The sequence below is a fragment of the Mesorhizobium dulcispinae genome, assembly GCF_033977345.1.
GTDB classification, from domain to species: Bacteria; Pseudomonadota; Alphaproteobacteria; order Rhizobiales; family Rhizobiaceae; genus Mesorhizobium; species Mesorhizobium dulcispinae.
This window is the reverse complement of sequence record NZ_JAVIIY010000005.1, coordinates 20,545-38,875: the sequence shown is the minus strand read 5'-3', so window position 1 is coordinate 38,875 and position 18,331 is coordinate 20,545. Positions and strand designations below refer to the sequence as shown.

Genomic DNA, 18,331 nt, shown 5'->3' with positions numbered 1-18,331 from the left:
AGGTCAGGCCGAGTCGAAAATGGTGGTTTCCGAGAACCGGAGCGGAGCGTACTTGAAGTACGTGAGCACCGGAAGCGTAGGAATCCGCCATTTGCAGGCCGGCCTCACCTGAATACCAACGCGCCTTACACAGTAAAGAAAAACTTTCGAATGGACCGCATTTCTTGATTTCGCCACGACCGGCCACGGTGCAGGTATAGTTCGAAAGGCAGGCTCCGTCCGCTTGCCGCCAGCGTAAGAGGATGTCGAAGCATGGTCCGCAATGGCGGTCGCCTTCTTGTCGAGTGTCTTATCGCGCTCGACGCGACCAAGAGCTTCGGCGTTCCCGGCGAAAGCTATCTGGCAGTACTCGACGCGCTGCACGACACCCATGGCAGGCTGGACTACGTGCTTTGCCGCAACGAGGGCGGCGCGTCGTTCATGGCCTCGGCCTATGGCAAGCTGACCGGCACGCCGGGCATCTGCTTCGTCACCCGCGGCCCGGGCGTGACCAATGCCAGCATCGGCGTCCATACGGCCATGCAGGACAGTTCGCCGATGATCCTGTTCGTCGGCCAGGTCGGCACCGACATGAAAGGCCGCGAGGCCTTCCAGGAAATCGACTACCGGGCGGTCTATGGAACCGTCGCCAAATGGGCGGTCGAGATCGACGACGTCGAGCGCCTCCCCGAAATCGTGGCACGGGCCTGGACCACGGCCTTGACCGGGCGGCCCGGTCCCGTCGTGGTCGCGTTGCCGGAGGACATGCTGACGACCGCGACCGAGGCCGCACCGCTCAGCGGTCCGGCAGCGATCTTCGAAGCCGCTCCGGCACAGGATGCGATCGCGTCGGCGCTCAAGCTGCTGGCGGGAGCCGAGAAGCCGGTGCTGCTCATGGGTGGTGCCAACTGGACGGCGGACGGGCGCGCCGCGCTCCAGGCCTTCGCCGAAGCCTCCGACATCCCGGTCGTGGCCGCCTTCCGCTACCAGGACCAGTTCGACAACCACTCGCCGGTCTTCGTCGGCGAGGCCGGCGTCGGCATGGTGCCGCATGTGAAGAGCCTGATCCGCGATGCGGACGTGATCCTGGCGGTGAATGTCCGCTTCGGCGAGATGACGACCGACGGCTACACGCTGCTTTCCGTGCCCGTGCCGCGCCAGAAGCTGATCCATGTCCACGGCTCCGACCGCGAGATCGGCAAGATCTATGTGCCGACGATCGGCATCCATGCCGGCCCGAACGCCTTCGCCAAGGCGCCCACCCCGGTCAAGGGCGCCTGGGCCGACTGGCGCGCGGCGGCGCGCAAGGCCTATGAAGGCACTTTCGCCGCGCCCGTGCAGCCCGGCCCCGTCGACATGGTCGCGGTCAGCGGCTGGCTGCGCGAGACCTTGCCGGCAGACGTCATCCTCACAAACGGCGCCGGCAATTTCACCGTATGGCCGAACAAGTTCTTCAAGTTCGGGCGGCAAGCGCGGCTGCTTGCTCCGCAATCCGGCGCCATGGGCTATGGCCTGCCGGCGGCGATCGCTGCGAAGGTTGCGTTTCCGGAACGCACGGTCGTCTGCTTTGCCGGCGACGGCGACTTCCAGATGAACTGCCAGGAGCTTGGCACCGCCATGCAGGCGGGCGCGCAGCCGATCGTGCTCATCATCAACAACGGCATCTACGGCACCATCCGCGCGCATCAGGAGCGCAACTATCCGGCCCGCGTCTCCGGAACCTCGCTCGAGAACCCCGACTTCGTGGCGCTGGCCAAGGCCTATGGCTTCCACGCCGAACGGGTCGAATCCACGCAGGATTTCGCGGCGGCGTTCGAACGGGCGCTGAAGTCAGCGACCGGCGCCGTCCTCGACATCGCCGTCTCTCCCGAAGCGCTCACGCCCCGGCAGACCCTCTCCCAGATGCGCGACGCCGCGCTCGCTTCCCAGAAGGCCAAGGCATGACCTCCAGAACTGACGACATCCGTCTCGGCGCGGACATCGGCGGCACCTTCACCGACATCGCCCTCGACGTACGCGGAACGATGTTCTCGACCAAGGTGCTGACCAACTATGCGGCGCCCGAGCAGGCTATCCTCGACGGCATTGCCATCGTTATCCACGACGCCGGAATTTCTCCGTCTGAAATCGGCATCATCATCCACGGCACGACGCTCGCCACCAACGCCCTCATAGAGCGGCGCGGCGCCAAGACCGCGCTGGTCACGACGGAAGGATTCCGCGACGTGATCGAGATGCGCACGGAAAACCGCTTCGAGCAGTACGACCTCAGCCTGCAGCTGCCGACGCCGCTCATCCCGCGCGAGGACCGCTTCACGGTCAAGGGCCGCATCGGCGCCGAAGGCCAGGAACTGCAGCCGCTCGACGAGGCTGCCCTCGAAGAGATCGCCGGGCGCATCGCTGCCGGCGGCTTCGGCTCGGTAGCGATCGGCTTCATCCACGCCTACGCAAACCCCGACCACGAGCGGCGGGCGCGCGAAATCCTCTGCAGGAAGCTCAGCATCCCGATTTCGATCAGCGCCGAAGTCTCGCCGCAGATGCGCGAGTTCGAGCGCTTCAACACGGTCTGCGCCAACGCCTACGTGCGGCCGCAGATGGCAGACTATCTCGCCCGCCTGCAGACGCGCCTGAAGGACATGGGCGCCGCCTGCCCGGTCTTCATGATCCATTCCGGCGGCGGCCTGATCTCGGTCGAGACCGCTTCGGAATTCCCGGTCCGGCTGGTCGAGTCCGGTCCGGCCGGCGGCGCTATCTTCGCCGCCGATATCGCCAGGCGCTTCGGGCTGGAAAAGGTCGTCTCCTATGACATGGGCGGAACCACCGCAAAAATCTGCATGATCGAGGACTATGCGCCGCGCACGGCGAGAACCTTCGAGGTCGCGCGCACCTACCGCTTCTCGAAGGGCTCGGGCATGCCGATCTCGATCCCCGTGATCGAGATGATCGAGATCGGCGCCGGCGGCGGCTCCATCGCCTGGGTCGATGCCATGGGCCGCATCCAGACCGGACCGGAAAGCGCCGGATCGGAGCCTGGCCCGGCCTGCTACGGCCGCGGCGGAAGGCGGCCGGCAATCACCGACGCCGACCTGGTGCTCGGCAAGCTCGACCCCGACAATTTCGCCGGCGGGGCGATCAGGCTCGACACCTCTGCGTCCGAGCAAGCCATCCTGCGCGATGTCGGCGAGCGCCTGTCGCTCGATGCGATGTCGACGGCCTTCGGCATCTGCGAGGTCGTGGACGAAAACATGGCGAATGCCGCCCGCGTCCACGCCGTCGAGAACGGCAAGAACATCTCCGACAATCTGATGATCGCGTTCGGCGGCGCCGCGCCGCTGCACGCGGCAAGGCTGTGCGAAAAGCTCGGCATCGACCAGTGCATCGTGCCTAGAGGCGCGGGTGTCGGATCGGCGATCGGCTTCCTCAAGGCGCCGTTCGGCTACGAGGCGCTGGCCTCGAAGCTGACGCGGCTGTCGCGGTTCAAGCCGGCCGAGGTCAACGCCCTGCTCGCCGATCTCAAGGCCTCCGCCGAGGGTTTTGTGCGCACCGGCGCCAGCGGCAGGATCGTCTGCGAGATCACCGCCTTCATGCGCTATGCCGGCCAGGGTTGGGAAATCCCCGTGCCGCTGGCGGACGAGCCGTTCGGCGACGATGCCGTCGCCAAACTCAAGGCGCTGTTCGAGGAGAACTACCAGCGCTTTTTCGGCCGCGCCATCGAAGGGCTGGACGGGATGGAAATCGAGATCGTCACCTGGTCGGTCAAGGCGACCGACATTCGGCCCGCGGTCGCGAGGCACGATCTCACCACCGGCGGGAAGACGAGCGAGCCGACAACGACGCGCGCGGTGTTCGATCCGGTCAGCGGCGCGCCGCGCAGCTACGGCATCCTCGAGCGCGACACGCTCTGCGCCGGCGACCGCGTGTCCGGTCCGGCAGTCATTGTCGAACGCGAGACCTCCACCGTCGTCACCACCAGCTTCGACGCCGTCATCCAGAGCGACGGCGCGATCCTCCTGATCCGCAAAGGCAGCCAGGCATGAGCGACCCAGGCAACAACAACATCGCCGAAATCCGCATGCAGGTCATGTGGAACCGGTTGATCTCGGTGGTCGAGGAGCAGGCGCTCACCTTGCTGCGCACCGCCTTCTCGACCTCGGTGCGCGAATCCGGCGACCTGTCGGCGGGCGTGTTCGACCCGCGCGGCCAGATGCTGGCACAGGCGGTGACCGGCACGCCCGGCCATGTCAATACCATGGCCGAAGCCGTGCTGCATTTCATGAACGAGATCCCGCGCGATCAGATGTTCGAGGGCGACACCTATGTCACCAACGATCCCTGGCAGGGCACTGGCCATCTGCACGACATCACCATGGTGTCACCGTCCTTCCTGAACGGCGAGCTGGTCGCCTTCTTCGCCTGCACGGCGCATGTCGTCGATGTCGGCGGGCGCGGCTTCGGCGCCGACGGCAAGTCGGTCTATGAGGAAGGCATCCAGATCCCGATCATGAAGTTCGCGGAAAGGGGCAAGGTCAATCTCGACCTCGTCAGGATCCTGCGCGCCAATGTCCGCGAGCCGAACCAGGTCGTCGGCGACTTCTATTCTTTAGCCGCATGCAACGAAGTCGGCCACCGCCGCCTTGTCGACATGATGAAGGAGATCGGGCTCGCCTCGCTCGACGGTCTCGGCGAGTTCATCTTCTCGCGCACCCGCGACGCCATGCTCGAACGCATCGAGGCGCTGCCGAAGGGAAGCTGGTCGAACGAACTGGTGACCGACGGCTATGACGAGCCGGTGAAGCTCGCAGCGACGGTTTCGGTCCGTGACGACCATGTCGAGGTCGATTTCACCGGCACCGATCCGATGAGCCGCTGGGGCATCAACTGCCCGATCATCTACAGCAAGGCCTATGCCTGTTATGCGCTGAAATGCATGGTCGCGCCCGACATTCCGAACAATGCCGCCTCGCTTGCCTTCTTCACCGTGTCGTCGCCGGTCAACATCCTCAATGCCGTGCGGCCGGCGCCGGTGGCGCTCCGGCACATCTTCGGCCACATGGTTCCCGATCTGGTGCTGGGGGCGTTCTCCAAGGCGTTGCCGGGAAAAATCCTCGCCGAAGGCGCCGGTGCGCTGTGGAACATCCACATCTCGGCGCGGCCTGTCGCCGGCGCATCCGGCCGCCGTGCCGAAGTGCTGATGTTCAACTCCGGCGGGATGGGCGCACGCCCGGAGTTCGACGGCTTGTCGGCGACGGCCTTCCCGTCGGGCGTGCACACCATGCCGATCGAGGCGACGGAGCACACCGGCCCGATCGTCATCTGGCGCAAGGAGCTGCGGCCGAACTCGGGGGGCGACGGCGAATTCCGCGGCGGCCTCGGGCAGATCATCGAGATCGCCGCGACCGACGGTCACGAGTTCGACTTCTCGGCCATGTTCGACCGCGTCAACCATCCGCCGCGCGGGCGCGATGGCGGCAAGCCCGGCGTCGCGGGCGTGGTCAAGCTGGATGACGGCACGCGGATGCGGCCGAAGGGTTGGCAGCATGTGCCGGCCGGGCGCAGGCTGATCCTGGAACTGCCGGGCGGCGGCGGCTATGGCGATCCGGCCAGGCGCAGCGCCGCCGCGCGCGCCAACGACCGATCCAAGGGATACATTTCGGAGAACGAGCGATGAGTTATGTTGCCTCGCGCCTGGCGGCGGTGAAACCATCGGCTTCCATGGCGGCCTCGCAGGCCGCAAAGGCGCTGCGCGCCAAAGGCGTGGACGTGATCGATCTCGGGCTCGGCGAGCCCGATTTCCCCACCCCGCTGCACATCATCGACGCCGCCCATTTCGCGGCGAAGGCGGGCCAGACGCTCTACACAGCCGCCGCCGGCACGATTGAGGTGCGCGAGGCGATAGCCGGCAAGTTCCGCCGGGAGAACGGGCTGGACTACACGCCCGACGATATCGTCGTCGCCAACGGCGCCAAGCAGATCATCTTCAACGCGCTGATGGCGACGCTGGAGACCAGCGACGAAGCAATCCTGCCGGCGCCTTACTTCGTCTCCTATCCCGAGATGGTGAAGCTGCTCGGCGGCACGCCTGTCGTCGTCGAATGCCCGGAGACCACCGGCTTCCGGTTGACGCCAGCGTTGCTGGAAAAGGCAATCACCTCAAGGACAAAGTGGCTTTTCCTCAACATGCCCGGCAACCCGTCCGGCGCGGTGTATTCAGAATCCGACCTCAAGGCGCTCGGGGCGGTGCTGGCGAAACACCCGCAGGTGCTCGTCCTTTCCGACGAGATCTACGAGCACATCCTCTTCGACGGCCGTGAGTTCGTATCCTTCGGAAAGGCTTGTCCCGAGCTGAAAGACCGCACCCTGATCGTCAACGGCGTCTCGAAGTCCTACGCGATGACCGGCTGGCGCGTCGGCTATGCCGCAGGCCCCGCGCCGCTCGTCAAGGCGATGTCGACCATCCAGAGCCAGTCCTGCACCTCCGTGTGCTCGATCGCGCAAGCCGCGACCGTCGCGGCGCTCAACGGCCCGCAGGACGAGGTCGCGCGCTTCTGCCAGGCCTTCGAGGCGCGCCGCGATCTGGTCGTGGACGGCATCCGCAAGATCAACGGGCTGACGCTGTCACCGCCGGAAGGCGCCTTCTACGCCTATATCGGCTGTGCCAGCCTGATCGGCCGCAAGACGCCCAAGGGCGTGGCGCTGGAGGACGATGCGGCTGTGGCGAACTATCTTCTCAACGAGGGACGTGTGGCGTCGGTGCCGGGCGTCGCCTATGGACTGTCACCCTATTTCCGCATCTCGACCGCCACCAGCGAAGAGGTGCTGACCGAGGCGATCTCGCGGATCAACGCCGCCGTCGCGCAAGTGGAGTAAACGATGCCGCACTATGGACGTATCCTGATCACCGGCGCCGCCGGCCGGCTCGGCTCACAGCTGCGCAAGGGGCTGGTGCCGCTGGCAAGCAATATCCGCCTGGCGGGGCGCGAACCGTTCGGCGACCTTGCGCCTCATGAGGAGGAAGCGGTCTTCGACCTCGCCGATATGGAGGCGACGATCGCGGCGACCAAGGACTGCGACGCGATCGTCCATTTCGGCGGCGCGCCGCTCGAATGCGAGTGGCAGACAATCCTCGATTCCAGCATCCGCGGCTCCTACCACATCTACGAAGGCGCGCGGAAACACGGCGTGAAGCGCGTCATCTATGCCTCCTCGGTGCATGCCATCGGCTATCACGAGATCGAGGCGCATATCAGCGTCGACGCGCCGGTGCGCCCGGACAGCCTCTATGGCGTGTCGAAGAATTTCGTCGAAAGCCTCAGCCGGCTCTATTGGGACAAGTTCGGCATCGAGACGGTGTGCCTGCGCATCTTCTCGTCCTTCCCGGAACCCGCCGACCGGCGCATGCTGTGGTCATACCTCTCCTTCGCCGACTGCGTGCGCCTTGTCGAGGCATCGCTGACCGCGCCGCGCGTCGGCCACACCATCTCGTTCGGCATTTCCAACAACAAGTTGAAGATGGTCGACAACAGCGGCGCCGACCATTTGGGATTCATCCCGCAGGACAGCGCCGAACCGTTCCGCGCCGCCGTCGAGGCGAAGACGCCGGTTCCCGATCCGAAGAGGCCGTCGGTGAAATATCTCGGCGGCTGGTTCTGCGAGCTCGGCCATCCGGACGACAAGCCGGCATAACCGTTCTCGCCGGCGTGGCGGTAGAGTGGGATGGTCAGCCCTGTGGCCGGACCTGCGGCAACGCGGCGTCGAGGGACCGCTCGAACGCGTCGACCAAGGCGTCGACCTGGGCCTCGGTGATGATCAGCGGCGGACAGAAGGCGATGGCGTCGCCCATGTTGCGCGAGATGACGCCATTCTGCTGCAGCAAGCCGTTGACCAACGCGCCGAGTGCGGCGGGCTTGCCCCATGGCGCCTTGCTCGCCTTGTCCGCGACCAGCTCGACGGCGGCGATCAGGCCGACGCCGCGCACCTCGCCCACCAGCGGATGGGAACCAAGCTTGCGCAGCCGCGCCTGCAAATGCGCGCCGACCTTGCGCGCATTGCCGACCAGGTCGCGCTCCTCGATCAGCTTGATGTTTTCCAGCGCTACGGCCGCGGCGACCGGATGGCCGCCGCCGGTGAAGCCGTGGCCGAAGGTACCGATCCGGTCGCTCTCGTCTGCGATCGGCTCGAACACCTTGTCGTTGATGAGGAGCGCCGAGATCGGCAGGTAGGACGACGAGATCTGCTTCGACAGCACCATGATGTCGGGCTTGATGCCGAAGGTCTGCGAGCCGAACATCTCGCCGGTCCGGCCGAAGCCGCAGATCACCTCGTCGGCCACCAGCAGGATGTCGTATTTCGACAGCACTGCCTGGATCTTCTCCCAGTAGCCGGCCGGCGGAACGACGACACCGCCGGCGCCCATGATCGGCTCGCCGATAAAGGCGGCGATAGTTTCCGGTCCCTCGGCGACGATCAGTTTTTCGAGATCCTCGGCGAGCCGGCTGGAGAATTGCTCCTCGCTTTCGCCGGGCTCGGCGTCGCGCCAATGGTGCGGCGTCGAGGTGTGCAGGATGTTGGCGATCGGCAGGTCGAAGGAGAGATGATTGTTCGGCAGCCCGGTCAGGCTCGCCGCGGCGATGGTCACGCCATGGTAGCCGCGCTTGCGGCTGATGATCTTCTTGCGCGCCGGCTGGCCGAGCGCGTTCGACCGGTACCAGATCATCTTGATCGCCGTGTCGTTGGCCTCGGAACCGGAATTGGTGAAATAGGCCTTGCTCATCGGCACCGGCGCCATCTGCACTAGCTTCTCGGCCAAGTCGATCAGCGGCGAATGCGCCTTCGAGCCGAAGTCGTGATAGAAGGGCAGCTTCGACATCTGCCGCGTGGCCGCCTCGACCAGCCGCTTTTCCGAGAAGCCGACGGCGACGCTCCACAGGCCGGCCATCGCCTCGATGTAGCGGTTGCCGGCGATGTCCTCGACATAGACGCCATCGCCCTTTTCGATGACCAGCGGCCCGGTCTCCTGATGCTTGCGGGCATTGGTGTAGCCATGCAGGTGGTAGCGGATGTCGCGGGCTTCAGGGGAATTCGGTCTGGCGTCCATGATGGCTCCTGTCTGCGGCGTGCAAGCGAAAATAGGACCGCCTTGCTGACCGAGAAGTCCATCGCCAGCCGGCGAGCCGCTTGATGCATCATCGCAGGGTGCCGCCGCAAGAGCCGCCCTGTCATGATTGATAGCGCCATGGGATTCTTTAGGTCGGCAGAGGCGGTATAGTCCTGCCGGACCCTGGGCGCACCGTATGCGCAACCGAAAGGACTTACCATGGAACAAGTCGACTGCATCGTCGCCGGGGCCGGCGTGATCGGTCTTGCGGTCGCACGTACTGTAGCCGCGCAGGGTCTCGAGACGCTGATCGTCGAGGCAGCAGACGCCATCGGCACCGAGACGAGCTCGCGCAATTCGGAAGTCATCCATGCCGGCATCTATTACACTCAAGGGTCGTTGAAGGCCCGGCTCTGCGTTGCGGGGCGCGAGATGCTCTATCGCTACTGCGCCGAGCGCTCGATCCCTCACCGGCGCTGCGGCAAGCTGATCGTCGCGACCGACGAAGCGCAGGAGCCCGTGCTCGCCACGATCCGCGCCAGCGCTGCTGCCTGCGGTGTCGGCGACCTACGTTTCCTCTCCGCCGGCGAGGCGCACGCTCTGGAGCCGGCGCTGAATTGCACGGCTGCGCTGCTCTCGCCTTCAACCGGCATCATCGACAGCCACGCGCTGATGCTCGCGCTGCTCGGCGACGCTGAGGAAAGCGGCGCGATGCTGTCGCTCAACACCCGCATCGTTTCAGGCCGCATTGAAGCCGGTCGCCTCGTGCTTCAGACGACGGACACGGCAACCGGCCAAGGTTTCGAGATCGCCACGTCGCGTCTGGTCAACGCGGCCGGCCTTGGCGCGGTCGCGCTGGCTGGCTCGATCGAGGGATTCGACCGGCAGTTCCTGCCCACGCTTCGCTACGCCAAGGGCAATTATTTCTCGGCGGCAGGCCGCACCCCCTTCTCGCGGCTCGTCTATCCGGTGCCGGAGCCCGGCGGGCTCGGCGTCCATCTGACGCTCGACCTCGGCGGCACAGCGCGCTTCGGCCCTGACGTCGAATGGACCGATGTCCTCGACTATCGCGTCGACCCCGCGCGCGGCGAACGCTTCTACGCTGCGATCCGCAGATACTGGCCGGGACTGGCGGATGGCGGCCTGCAGCCGGCCTATAGCGGCATACGTCCAAAACTTTCCGGCCCGAACGAAGCCAACAGCGACTTCGTCATCCAGGATACCGAGACCCATGGCATCGCGGGTCTGGTCAATCTATTTGGCCTCGAAAGTCCCGGGCTGACCTCAAGCCTGGCAATCGCCGGGCAGGTGAGGCGCATCTTGCGCTAAGGCAGCGCTAATGGACAGAAAACGCTTCGGAGCTCGAGCGAGGACATCCTGCCGACAAGCCGGCTCCGGCCTTCGAACCGCCCCGGGACACCCGGGATCCTCGCTACCGGGCAAGTCTTTGGCTGCGACGGCGCGCCGAACTGGGGCTGCGCTGGAGGAACAGGCTGGCCGGGAGGAGACGATTTGGCCCGAAGCACCATCATCCATGCTGTGGGCGGCGGGCAATCACGACCCGTCCGCATTCCCGGACCAAGCTTCACCCTTGTCATTGCGGTGCAGCATCATCCGCCGGAAGCTCATCGAGATATGCGCCCGCCTGATGTGTCCGATCGAAGCCCAGTCGCCGATCTCGGCCGCTGCGAGCACCTCCGCGATTTCCCGGCGGAATGCCGTGAATTCCTCGGCCAGTCCTAGCCGCGGCATCATTTTCAGGACGACCCGTGCGACCTGGAAGTAGAGTCGCTCGCTGATGTCGCGCAACGGCTGGTTTCCGGTCATCGCGCTCAGTTCGTAGAAGAAATCCATGTTCAGGCGCAGGAAGGCACGCTGATCCGGATTGAGGATGTGGGCGTCGCAGCGCTCCATCAATGCGCGTATGCGGTCGAGATCGGCGGCCGTGCGCGGGATCGGCGACAATTTGCCGATCAGCTCCGCCAATTCCATGCGCAAATGATAGACCTGCTCCAGCTCCTCGATGTCCACGTCGGTAACGATCGTGCCCACGCCGTGGACGGACTGGACGAGACCTTCCGATTCCAGCCGCGCCAGAACCCGCCGCACCGGAGTCCGGCTGACTTCGAATTCCTGAGCAAGCTCTTCTTCCGACAGGTGGTTTCCGGGAGGATAGTCGAGCAGGCAGATGCGGTCGCGCAGGATCCTGTAGATGCGCTCCGACCTCTCCCGTGCAGAAAGCGGGCGGGTTTGACCGGTCATGGCCTGTTCTGTCACCGCATCGTCGTTGCGGGTCATCCCGCCTCCAGCACCGCGCGCAGGAATTGCCGCGTCCGTTCATTCTTCGGCGCGCCGAACAGCTCGCCTGGAGGTCCCTGTTCGCAGATCTTGCCCTGATAGAAGAAGCAGACCCGGTCGGAGAATTCCTTGGCGAAACCCATTTGATGGGTGACCATCAGCATCGTGAGGTCATGCTCCCGCCCGATCTGCCTTATCACCTGCAGCACTTCGCCGACAAGTTCGGGGTCGAGCGCCGACGTCACCTCGTCGAACAGCATGATTTTGGGCCGCATGGCGAGGGCCCGCGCGATCGCGACGCGCTGCTGCTGCCCGCCGGAGAGCTGCGCCGGATAATGATCCTTCTTCTGCGACAGGCCGACCATGTCCAGCAACTCGGCCGCGCGCGCCTCGGCATCGGCGCGCTTCATGCCGAGCACGGTCATCGGCGCCTCGATGCAATTGGCCATCGCGCTCATGTGCGGGAACAGGTTGAACGACTGGAAGACCATGCCGATCTTGGCCCGCACCCGCCTGATGTGGGCGAGGTTGGCGGGAACCAGCTTGCCGTCTTTCTCCATATGCGTGAGCGGTTCGCCTTCGACCCAGATAACGCCGTCATTGATGGTCTCGAGCGTCATCAGCATGCGCAGCACCGTCGTCTTGCCGGAGCCGGACGGCCCGATGATCGACACCTTCTCGCCGCGCCCGATATCGAGGTTGAGCCCGTCGAGAACCGTCAGCGCGCCATACCGCTTCGACACGTTCTCGAAGCGCACCATGGGCTTTTCCGTCATCGTGGGATCCTCCGGTTGAGCAGGCGTTCGAGAGCACGGATGATCGCGGCCGACACCAGGCTCATGACAAGGAAAAACAGGCCGACGAGCGTCATCGGCTCGGTATAGCGGAACGTGTCGGAGCCGATGATCTTGGCCGTCTGCATCAGCTCGAGGACGGCAATGGCCGAGAGCAGCGGCGTCTCCTTGAACAGCGCGACCAGGTAGTTGCCGAGCGCCGGAACGATCGGCGGAATGACTTGCGGGATGATGATGTCCCGGAAGGTCGCCCATTGCGGCAGATTGAGCGCGATCGACGCCTCCCATTGACCGCGCGGAATGTTGTCGAATCCGGCGCGATACACCTCGGAACAGTAGGCCGCGTAATGAAGTCCGATCGCGATCACGCCGGCGGTGAAGGCGTCCAGCACGACTCCGAATTTCGGAAAGACGAAATAGAGGAAGAAGATCTGGATGAGCAGCGGCGTCGAGCGGACCAGCTCGACCAGCACCGAGATCGGCCAGGCGGTCCAGGGTACGGCGATGCGCACCAGGGCGAGCACCAGGCCGAGCAAGGCCGCGATGACGAAACCGATCAGCGTCGCCTCGACGGTGATGATCGCCGCGCTTGCCAGCGTCGGCAGGATTTCAAGCGTGAAAGACCAATCCCACATCAGGCGGCCCTCCCTCGTGAGAGTCCCGCGGACGCCCGCTGCTCCAGGAACCTCATGCCGATCGTGATCACCAGCGACATGGCGAGATAGATCAGAAGCACCAGCGTGAAGATGGGAACGGTTTTCAGCGTGCTCTGGTTCATTTGCTGCGCCTTGAAGGCAAGGTCCGCGAGCGTGATGAGCGACACCAGCGCGGTCGACTTCAAGAGCTCGATAAACAGGTTGCCCCAAGGCGGGATCATGGCGATGAAAGCCTGTGGCAGGATGATCCTGCGCAGCATCTGGGCACGGCTCATGTTGAGGGCGATCGATGCCTCCCATTGGCCGCGCGCCACGGCGAGGACGGCTCCGCGCACCACTTCCGATCCGTAGGCTCCGACATTGAGGCCAAGCGCCAGCACGGCCACCGTGAAGGCATCCATCAGTATGCCGAATTGCGGCAGCACGAAAAACAGCCAGAAGAGCTGCACGAGCGCGGAGGTGCCGCGAAAGATCTCGACATAGACCGTCGCCAGCCAACGCAACGGTGCCGGCCCGTAAAGGCGGGCAAGCGCCGCCAAGACGCCCATCACCACGGCCAGCACGCTCCCCAGCACGGCGATTTCAATGGTGAGCAGCGCTCCTTGCAGCAGTCCCGGCAGGAACATGCTGTAGGAAGTCTGCGTGGCGAGCAGGCCGATCACCGCCAATGCGACAACCAGCATGCCGACAAGCGTCCGGATGCCCATCTGCCTCTCCGAAGAAAAAAGGCGGCGCCGGAGCGCCGCCCGGAGTTGGGACTTTTACTTGCCCGAGCAGAGCTCGGCGGTGGTCTTGTTCGGCAGATAATCCTTGCCGAAGCCGAACGGCTCGACCAGCGCGATGTGCTCGGGCGAGCCGATGAACTTCTTCAGCTCGGCGTTGAAGGCCTTTTGCAGGTCGGTGTCTTCCTTGCGGAACCCGAAGCCGCCATGACCTTTCACCGACTTTCCGTTCACCTCGCCGAAAGGCTTGGTGGATTCGACGCCGTCGGCCTTCTTGGCCATGTCGGCGATCGACAGCGCCGTCAGCGCGGCGGCGTCGGCACGGCCCGACTGAACCGCGGCAACCAGGCTCGACTGGTCCGGCAGGACCACGAGCTGACCTTGGGAGACGCCGGCATCCTTCGCTTCCCCCCCTTCGACGGCTCCCGCCATGACCGCGAGCTTGAGGTCGGCGTTGTCCTTGAAGGTTGAAAAGTCCTTGACCTTCTTCGGATTGCCCTTCTGCACAAGCATCGCCGCGCCGATGCCGTAGGACGGCTCGGAGAAGTTGATCTCGGCGCAGCGCTTGGGATTGATGAACATGCCGGCGGCGATGATATCGAAGCGCCCGGCCTTGAGGCCCGGGATGAGCGAGCCGAACTCGGTCAGGACGCCGTCGACCTGCTTGATGCCCATCTTGGCCAGCACCGCCTTGGCGACTTCCGGCGCCTCGCCGGTCAGCTTGCCGTCGGGCGTGGCGTATCCGAACGGCGCCTCGTTGGCGAAGCCGACCCGGATATAACCGTCCTTCTTGGCACGCTCCAGCGTCGTCTCGGCATGCGCGATCCCGGCGCCGGACAACACGACAAACCCCGCACCGAGCCCAAGCACCGTGCGGCGCGAAATTCTGATCGTCATCATCTTGCTCCCATTGTTGCGAAACCGCCGCTTAATCCGACCCCTTTTTTCGGCATTGAGCAGCTTGAACGCATGGTTGCAGATTTTTCGCCGCATTTCAATAGATGTGCACATCAATGCATACGCAAAAGCGGAAAATCCTTGACATAGTCGAAAATGGGAGCCGATATTGGTCGAAGTTGTACACAACTTGTCTCATGACAAGGCGTGCAGGCCGAGGCTGGGGGCATCAGCTCCGGAGGGGAATGAACATGCTCGACAAAGGTTCCGGCGAAGCGGTCGCGCCCTATTTCGAGAGCGAGGAATTCGACCGGCGCCGCGACGCCGTCCGCCATGCCATGAGCGGGCGCGGCATCGACACTCTTCTCGTCTCCGCGCCGGAGAACATCTTCTACCTGACCGGCCTCGATCACTGGGGCTACTTCGCGCCGCATATCCTGGTCGTCCCGGCCGACGGCGAAATGATCCTGCTGACGCGCGCGATGGAAAAGGTGACCATTGCCAACCAGGTCAGGAACGCGCGCTTCGAAGGGCACCATGACGGCGAGACGGTGGCCGATCTGCTGGGGCGTGTGCTTTCGGGCAGGCTTGGCTCCGTCGGCATCGAGTCATGGTCGTCCGGTCTACCGCACGGCCTTGCGGAGGCGCTGAAAGAGCGTCTGACCGCCTCGCGCTTCCTCGACGCCTCAGGCCTCATCGACGATATCCGCATGGTCAAGAGCCCGGCCGAGCAGGCCCTGATGCGGGCCACGGCGAAGGTGTCGGACGCCGGCGCGCAGGCCGCGATCGAAGCGATCGCGGAGGGTGCCAGCGAGCGCCACGTCGCCGCGGAAGCCGAGCGTGCCATGATCGAGGCGGGCGGCACATTTCCCGGCTTCGGCCCGTTCATCCGTTCCACCCGACGGCTCGGCGAAGAGCATACGACCTGGACCAGCGACCGGTTCGGCACGGGCGATGCGGTCTTCCTCGAACTGACCGGCTGCGTCGCCCGCTACCATGCGCCTCTCGGTCGCCTGATCCATGTCGGCCACGCCGCAAAGGAGACCTATGAGATGGCCGCGCTCACGGCCGACGCCTTTGCCGCCGTCGTCGGCGCGATGCGGGAAGGCGTCCTGTTCCGCGATGTCTACGCGGCCTGGCAGGGCGTGGTCGACCGCGCCGGCCTCTCGCACTACCGCCGGCATCATTGCGGCTATGTGGTCGGCATCGGCCTGCCGCCGAGCTGGACGGGCGGCAACAAGGTGACGGGGCTGCGCCGCGACAGCGACATCGTGCTCAAGACCGGCATGAGCTTCCATGTGCTCTCCTGGCTGATGGGCACCGGTCGCGGCGATTTCTTCGTGTCCAACGCGGTCCTCCTGGGTCCCTCCGGCGCCGAGGTGCTCACCAGGACACCGTCGGGCGTGACCGTGCGCTAAGGACATCGGCGATGCGGTTCGGCAGCAACAACACACCGTTCGAGCGCGAGGAATTCGCCGCCAGGTTGGCGCAGACCAAGGAGCGCATGGCTGAAGCCGGGCTCGACGCGCTCTATGTGTCTGAGCCCGCCAACCTCAACTACCTCACCGGCTATGACGGCTGGTCCTTCTATGTCCACCAGGGCGTGCTTGTCGCACAGGATATCGCGCTTCCGATCTGGATCGGACGCGGCCAGGACGTCAACGGCGCGCGGCTGACGACGATCCTGCCGGAGGAAAACATCGTCGGCTATTCCGACGACCATGTGCAGTCGCAGGCGAAGCACCCGCTGCAGGCAGTGGCGCGGGTGATGCGCGAGCGCGGCCTCGAGAGCGCCAGGATCGGCGTGGAGGCTGATTCCTTCTATTTCACCGCGAAGTCGCTCGACGTGTTGAAGGCGGAACTGCCCAACGCGCGCTTCGTCGACGCCGGCACGCTGGTCAACTGGGTCCGCGCGGTGAAGTCGGAGGCCGAGATCGCGCTGATGAAGCAGGCGGCGCGCATTGCCGAAAAGACGATGGCGCGGGCGATCGAGGTGATCGGCCCCGGTGTCCGCCAATGCGATGCCGCCGCCGAAATCCTCGCGACCGCCACGCGCGGAACCCAGGCCTTTGGCGGCGACTATGCGGCGATCGCGCCGCTGATGCCGACCGGCGTCGGCACCTCCTGCCCGCATCTGACCTGGCGCGATGCGCCGTTCGCTTCGCCGGCCGGCACGACGGTCGAGATCGCCGGTGTCAGGCACCATTATCATGTGCCGCTGACGCGCACGATCCATCTCGGCGAGCCGCCGGAAAAGATGCGCAAGGCCGCGGACGTAGTCGTCGAGGGGCTCGAGGCGGCGCTCGCCGTGGCAAAGCCCGGCGCCGGCTCGCGCGACGTGCACGCGGCATGGACCAAGGCCATCGAGCGGCATGGCTTCTTCAAGGATTCGCGCTGCGGCTATTCCATCGGCCTCGGCTATCCGCCGGACTGGGGCGAGCGGACCATCTCGCTGCGCTCGAACGACGAGACGGTACTGGAGCCGAACATGACGATCCACTTCATGCCGGGTCTGTGGCTGGACGACTGGGGCATCGCCATTTCGGAATCGATCCGCATCACCGAGACCGGTGTCGAAGCCTTCTGCGACTTCCCGCGCCGCCTCTTCGTCAAATAGAAGCCAAGAAGCCTCCGATGCGCCGCTATTCGGCCCTCTCCATCTTGCGCAACGGCCTTGCCGGCCACAGGCACTGGCAGCGCGCCTGGCGCGCGCCGGAACCGAAGCGCTCCTATGACGTGATCATCGTCGGCGGGGGCGGCCACGGGCTGGCGACGGCCTTCTATCTCGCCGAGAACCACGGCATCCGCAACGTCGCGGTGATCGAGAAGGGATATGTCGGCGGCGGCAATGTCGGCCGCAACACCACCGTCATCCGCTCGAACTATCTGCTCGACGGCAACACCCAGTTCTACGAATTCTCGATGAAGCTGTGGGAAGGCCTGACGCATGCGCTGAACTTCAACGTCATGTTCTCGCAGCGGGGTCAGGTCGTCACCGCGCACTCGGCCGACCAGCTCGACTTTTTCAGCCACCGCGCCAACGTCATGCGGCTGAACGGCATCGACGCCGATATCCTGAGCCGCGACGACGTCCGGCGCCTGGTGCCCTATCTGGACTATTCCGACACCGCGCGCTTCCCGATCCATGGCGCGATCCTGCAGGGCCGCGCCGGCACGGCCCGTCACGACGCCGTCGCCTGGGGTTACGCCCGCGCCGCCGACGGCCACGGCGTCGATATCATCCAGAATTGCGAGGTGATGGGCTTCCTGCGCGAGGGCGAAAAGATCGTCGGCGTCGAGACGGCCAAGGGCGCGATCGGCGCCGGCAAGGTCGGCCTCGCCGTGGCGGGGCATACCTCGCTTCTCGGCCACAAGGCGGGCCTGGAACTGCCGATCGAGAGCCATGTGTTGCAGGCTTTCGTGACGGAGCCGCTGAAGCCGATGGTCGACCAGGTCGTCGCCTACGGCGCCGATCATTTCTACGTCAGCCAATCCGACAAGGGCGGGCTGGTCTTCGGCGGCAATCTCGACGGCTACAATTCCTACGCCCAGCGCGGCAATCTCGGCGTCGTGCGCGAGGTCGCGGAAGCGGCGATCGCGCTGATGCCCTGCATCTCGCGGGTCAGGTTGCTGCGCCATTGGGGCGGCGTGATGGACATGACGCCCGACGCGAGCCCGATCATCTGCCCGACGCCGGTCGACGGGCTCTACCTCAATGGCGGCTGGTGCTACGGCGGCTTCAAGGCGACGCCGGCTTCCGGCTGGTGCTTCGCGCACACGATCGCGACCGGCAAGGCGCATCCGCTCAACGCCGCCTACAGCCTCGACCGCTTCCGCACGGGCCGCACGCTCGACGAGGCCGGCGTCGGCCCGTTCGCATGGCTGCAATAG

Annotated in this window: 15 protein-coding genes and 1 pseudogene; 10 read left to right on the top strand and 6 right to left on the bottom strand. The window is 65.3% G+C overall.

All coding sequences use genetic code 11. The features are described from left to right. Positions 1–252 precede the first annotated feature (252 nt). From RFN30_RS13240 to RFN30_RS13220, 5 genes are read left to right on the top strand one after another with little or no spacing between them, the layout of a single operon-like run. Positions 253–1,923 carry a thiamine pyrophosphate-binding protein gene (locus tag RFN30_RS13240; RefSeq protein ID WP_320262528.1) on the top strand — a complete coding sequence of 557 codons (1,671 nt, stop codon included), beginning with the start codon at positions 253–255 and terminating at the stop codon, positions 1,921–1,923. Continuing rightward, positions 1,920–4,016 carry a hydantoinase/oxoprolinase family protein gene (locus tag RFN30_RS13235; protein WP_320262527.1) on the top strand — a complete coding sequence of 699 codons (2,097 nt, stop codon included), beginning with the start codon at positions 1,920–1,922 and terminating at the stop codon, positions 4,014–4,016. Before RFN30_RS13240 ends, RFN30_RS13235 begins: the two co-directional genes overlap by 4 nt. Continuing rightward, positions 4,013–5,647 carry a hydantoinase B/oxoprolinase family protein gene (locus RFN30_RS13230; protein WP_320262526.1) on the top strand — a complete coding sequence of 545 codons (1,635 nt, stop codon included), beginning with the start codon at positions 4,013–4,015 and terminating at the stop codon, positions 5,645–5,647. Before RFN30_RS13235 ends, RFN30_RS13230 begins: the two co-directional genes overlap by 4 nt. Next, a complete protein-coding gene (locus RFN30_RS13225; RefSeq protein ID WP_320262525.1) occupies positions 5,644–6,846 on the top strand; it encodes a pyridoxal phosphate-dependent aminotransferase in 1,203 nt (400 codons plus the stop codon). Before RFN30_RS13230 ends, RFN30_RS13225 begins: the two co-directional genes overlap by 4 nt. Before the next feature lie 3 nt (positions 6,847–6,849). Further along, the gene (locus RFN30_RS13220) at positions 6,850–7,662 is read left to right on the top strand and encodes an NAD-dependent epimerase/dehydratase family protein (protein ID WP_320262524.1); all 813 of its coding nucleotides are present in this window, start codon (positions 6,850–6,852) and stop codon (positions 7,660–7,662) included. Positions 7,663–7,696: 34 nt separating this feature from the next. On the opposite strand, the gene RFN30_RS13215 is transcribed toward RFN30_RS13220, so the two are convergent. Then, positions 7,697–9,073 carry an aspartate aminotransferase family protein gene (locus RFN30_RS13215; protein WP_320262523.1) on the bottom strand — a complete coding sequence of 459 codons (1,377 nt, stop codon included), beginning with the start codon at positions 9,071–9,073 and terminating at the stop codon, positions 7,697–7,699. 219 nt (positions 9,074–9,292) lie between these two features. On the opposite strand from RFN30_RS13215, the gene RFN30_RS13210 reads away from it, so the two are divergent. Next, positions 9,293–10,402 carry an NAD(P)/FAD-dependent oxidoreductase gene (locus RFN30_RS13210; RefSeq protein WP_320262522.1) on the top strand — a complete coding sequence of 370 codons (1,110 nt, stop codon included), beginning with the start codon at positions 9,293–9,295 and terminating at the stop codon, positions 10,400–10,402. Between the two features lie 89 nt (positions 10,403–10,491). Continuing rightward, positions 10,492–10,554 (top strand): annotated as a pseudogene (locus RFN30_RS32385) (3-hydroxyacyl-CoA dehydrogenase family protein); the annotation flags it as partial. 73 nt (positions 10,555–10,627) lie between these two features. Here RFN30_RS32385 and RFN30_RS13205 read toward each other — a convergent pair. Genes RFN30_RS13205 through ehuB form a run of 5 tightly spaced genes read right to left on the bottom strand, consistent with a single transcriptional unit; the run spans position 10,628 to position 14,440 of the window. After that, complete coding sequence (locus RFN30_RS13205) at positions 10,628–11,371, bottom strand: GntR family transcriptional regulator (RefSeq protein ID WP_320262521.1); 744 nt, start codon at positions 11,369–11,371, stop codon at positions 10,628–10,630. Then, positions 11,368–12,147 carry an ectoine/hydroxyectoine ABC transporter ATP-binding protein EhuA gene (gene ehuA, locus RFN30_RS13200; protein WP_320262520.1) on the bottom strand — a complete coding sequence of 260 codons (780 nt, stop codon included), beginning with the start codon at positions 12,145–12,147 and terminating at the stop codon, positions 11,368–11,370. Before ehuA ends, RFN30_RS13205 begins: the two co-directional genes overlap by 4 nt. Continuing rightward, positions 12,144–12,803, bottom strand: coding sequence for an ectoine/hydroxyectoine ABC transporter permease subunit EhuD (ehuD, locus tag RFN30_RS13195; protein WP_320262811.1), 660 nt, complete (start codon positions 12,801–12,803; stop codon positions 12,144–12,146). The genes ehuA and ehuD overlap by 4 nt, the downstream gene beginning before the upstream one ends. Continuing rightward, positions 12,800–13,528, bottom strand: a complete 729-nt coding sequence (gene ehuC / locus RFN30_RS13190) for an ectoine/hydroxyectoine ABC transporter permease subunit EhuC (RefSeq protein ID WP_320262519.1) — start codon at positions 13,526–13,528, stop codon at positions 12,800–12,802. The genes ehuD and ehuC overlap by 4 nt, the downstream gene beginning before the upstream one ends. Before the next feature lie 54 nt (positions 13,529–13,582). Then, on the bottom strand, positions 13,583–14,440 hold the full coding sequence (gene ehuB / locus RFN30_RS13185; protein WP_320262518.1) for an ectoine/hydroxyectoine ABC transporter substrate-binding protein EhuB: 858 nt from the start codon (positions 14,438–14,440) through the stop codon (positions 13,583–13,585). A 245-nt stretch (positions 14,441–14,685) separates the two neighbouring features. Here ehuB and RFN30_RS13180 point away from each other — a divergent pair, with 245 nt between their 5' ends. From RFN30_RS13180 to RFN30_RS13170, 3 genes are read left to right on the top strand one after another with little or no spacing between them, the layout of a single operon-like run. After that, on the top strand, positions 14,686–15,858 hold the full coding sequence (locus RFN30_RS13180) for a M24 family metallopeptidase (RefSeq protein ID WP_320262517.1): 1,173 nt from the start codon (positions 14,686–14,688) through the stop codon (positions 15,856–15,858). 11 nt (positions 15,859–15,869) lie between these two features. Continuing rightward, the gene (locus RFN30_RS13175; RefSeq protein ID WP_320262516.1) at positions 15,870–17,057 is read left to right on the top strand and encodes a M24 family metallopeptidase; all 1,188 of its coding nucleotides are present in this window, start codon (positions 15,870–15,872) and stop codon (positions 17,055–17,057) included. Positions 17,058–17,074: 17 nt separating this feature from the next. Beyond that, on the top strand, positions 17,075–18,331 hold the full coding sequence (locus RFN30_RS13170; RefSeq protein ID WP_320262515.1) for a sarcosine oxidase subunit beta family protein: 1,257 nt from the start codon (positions 17,075–17,077) through the stop codon (positions 18,329–18,331).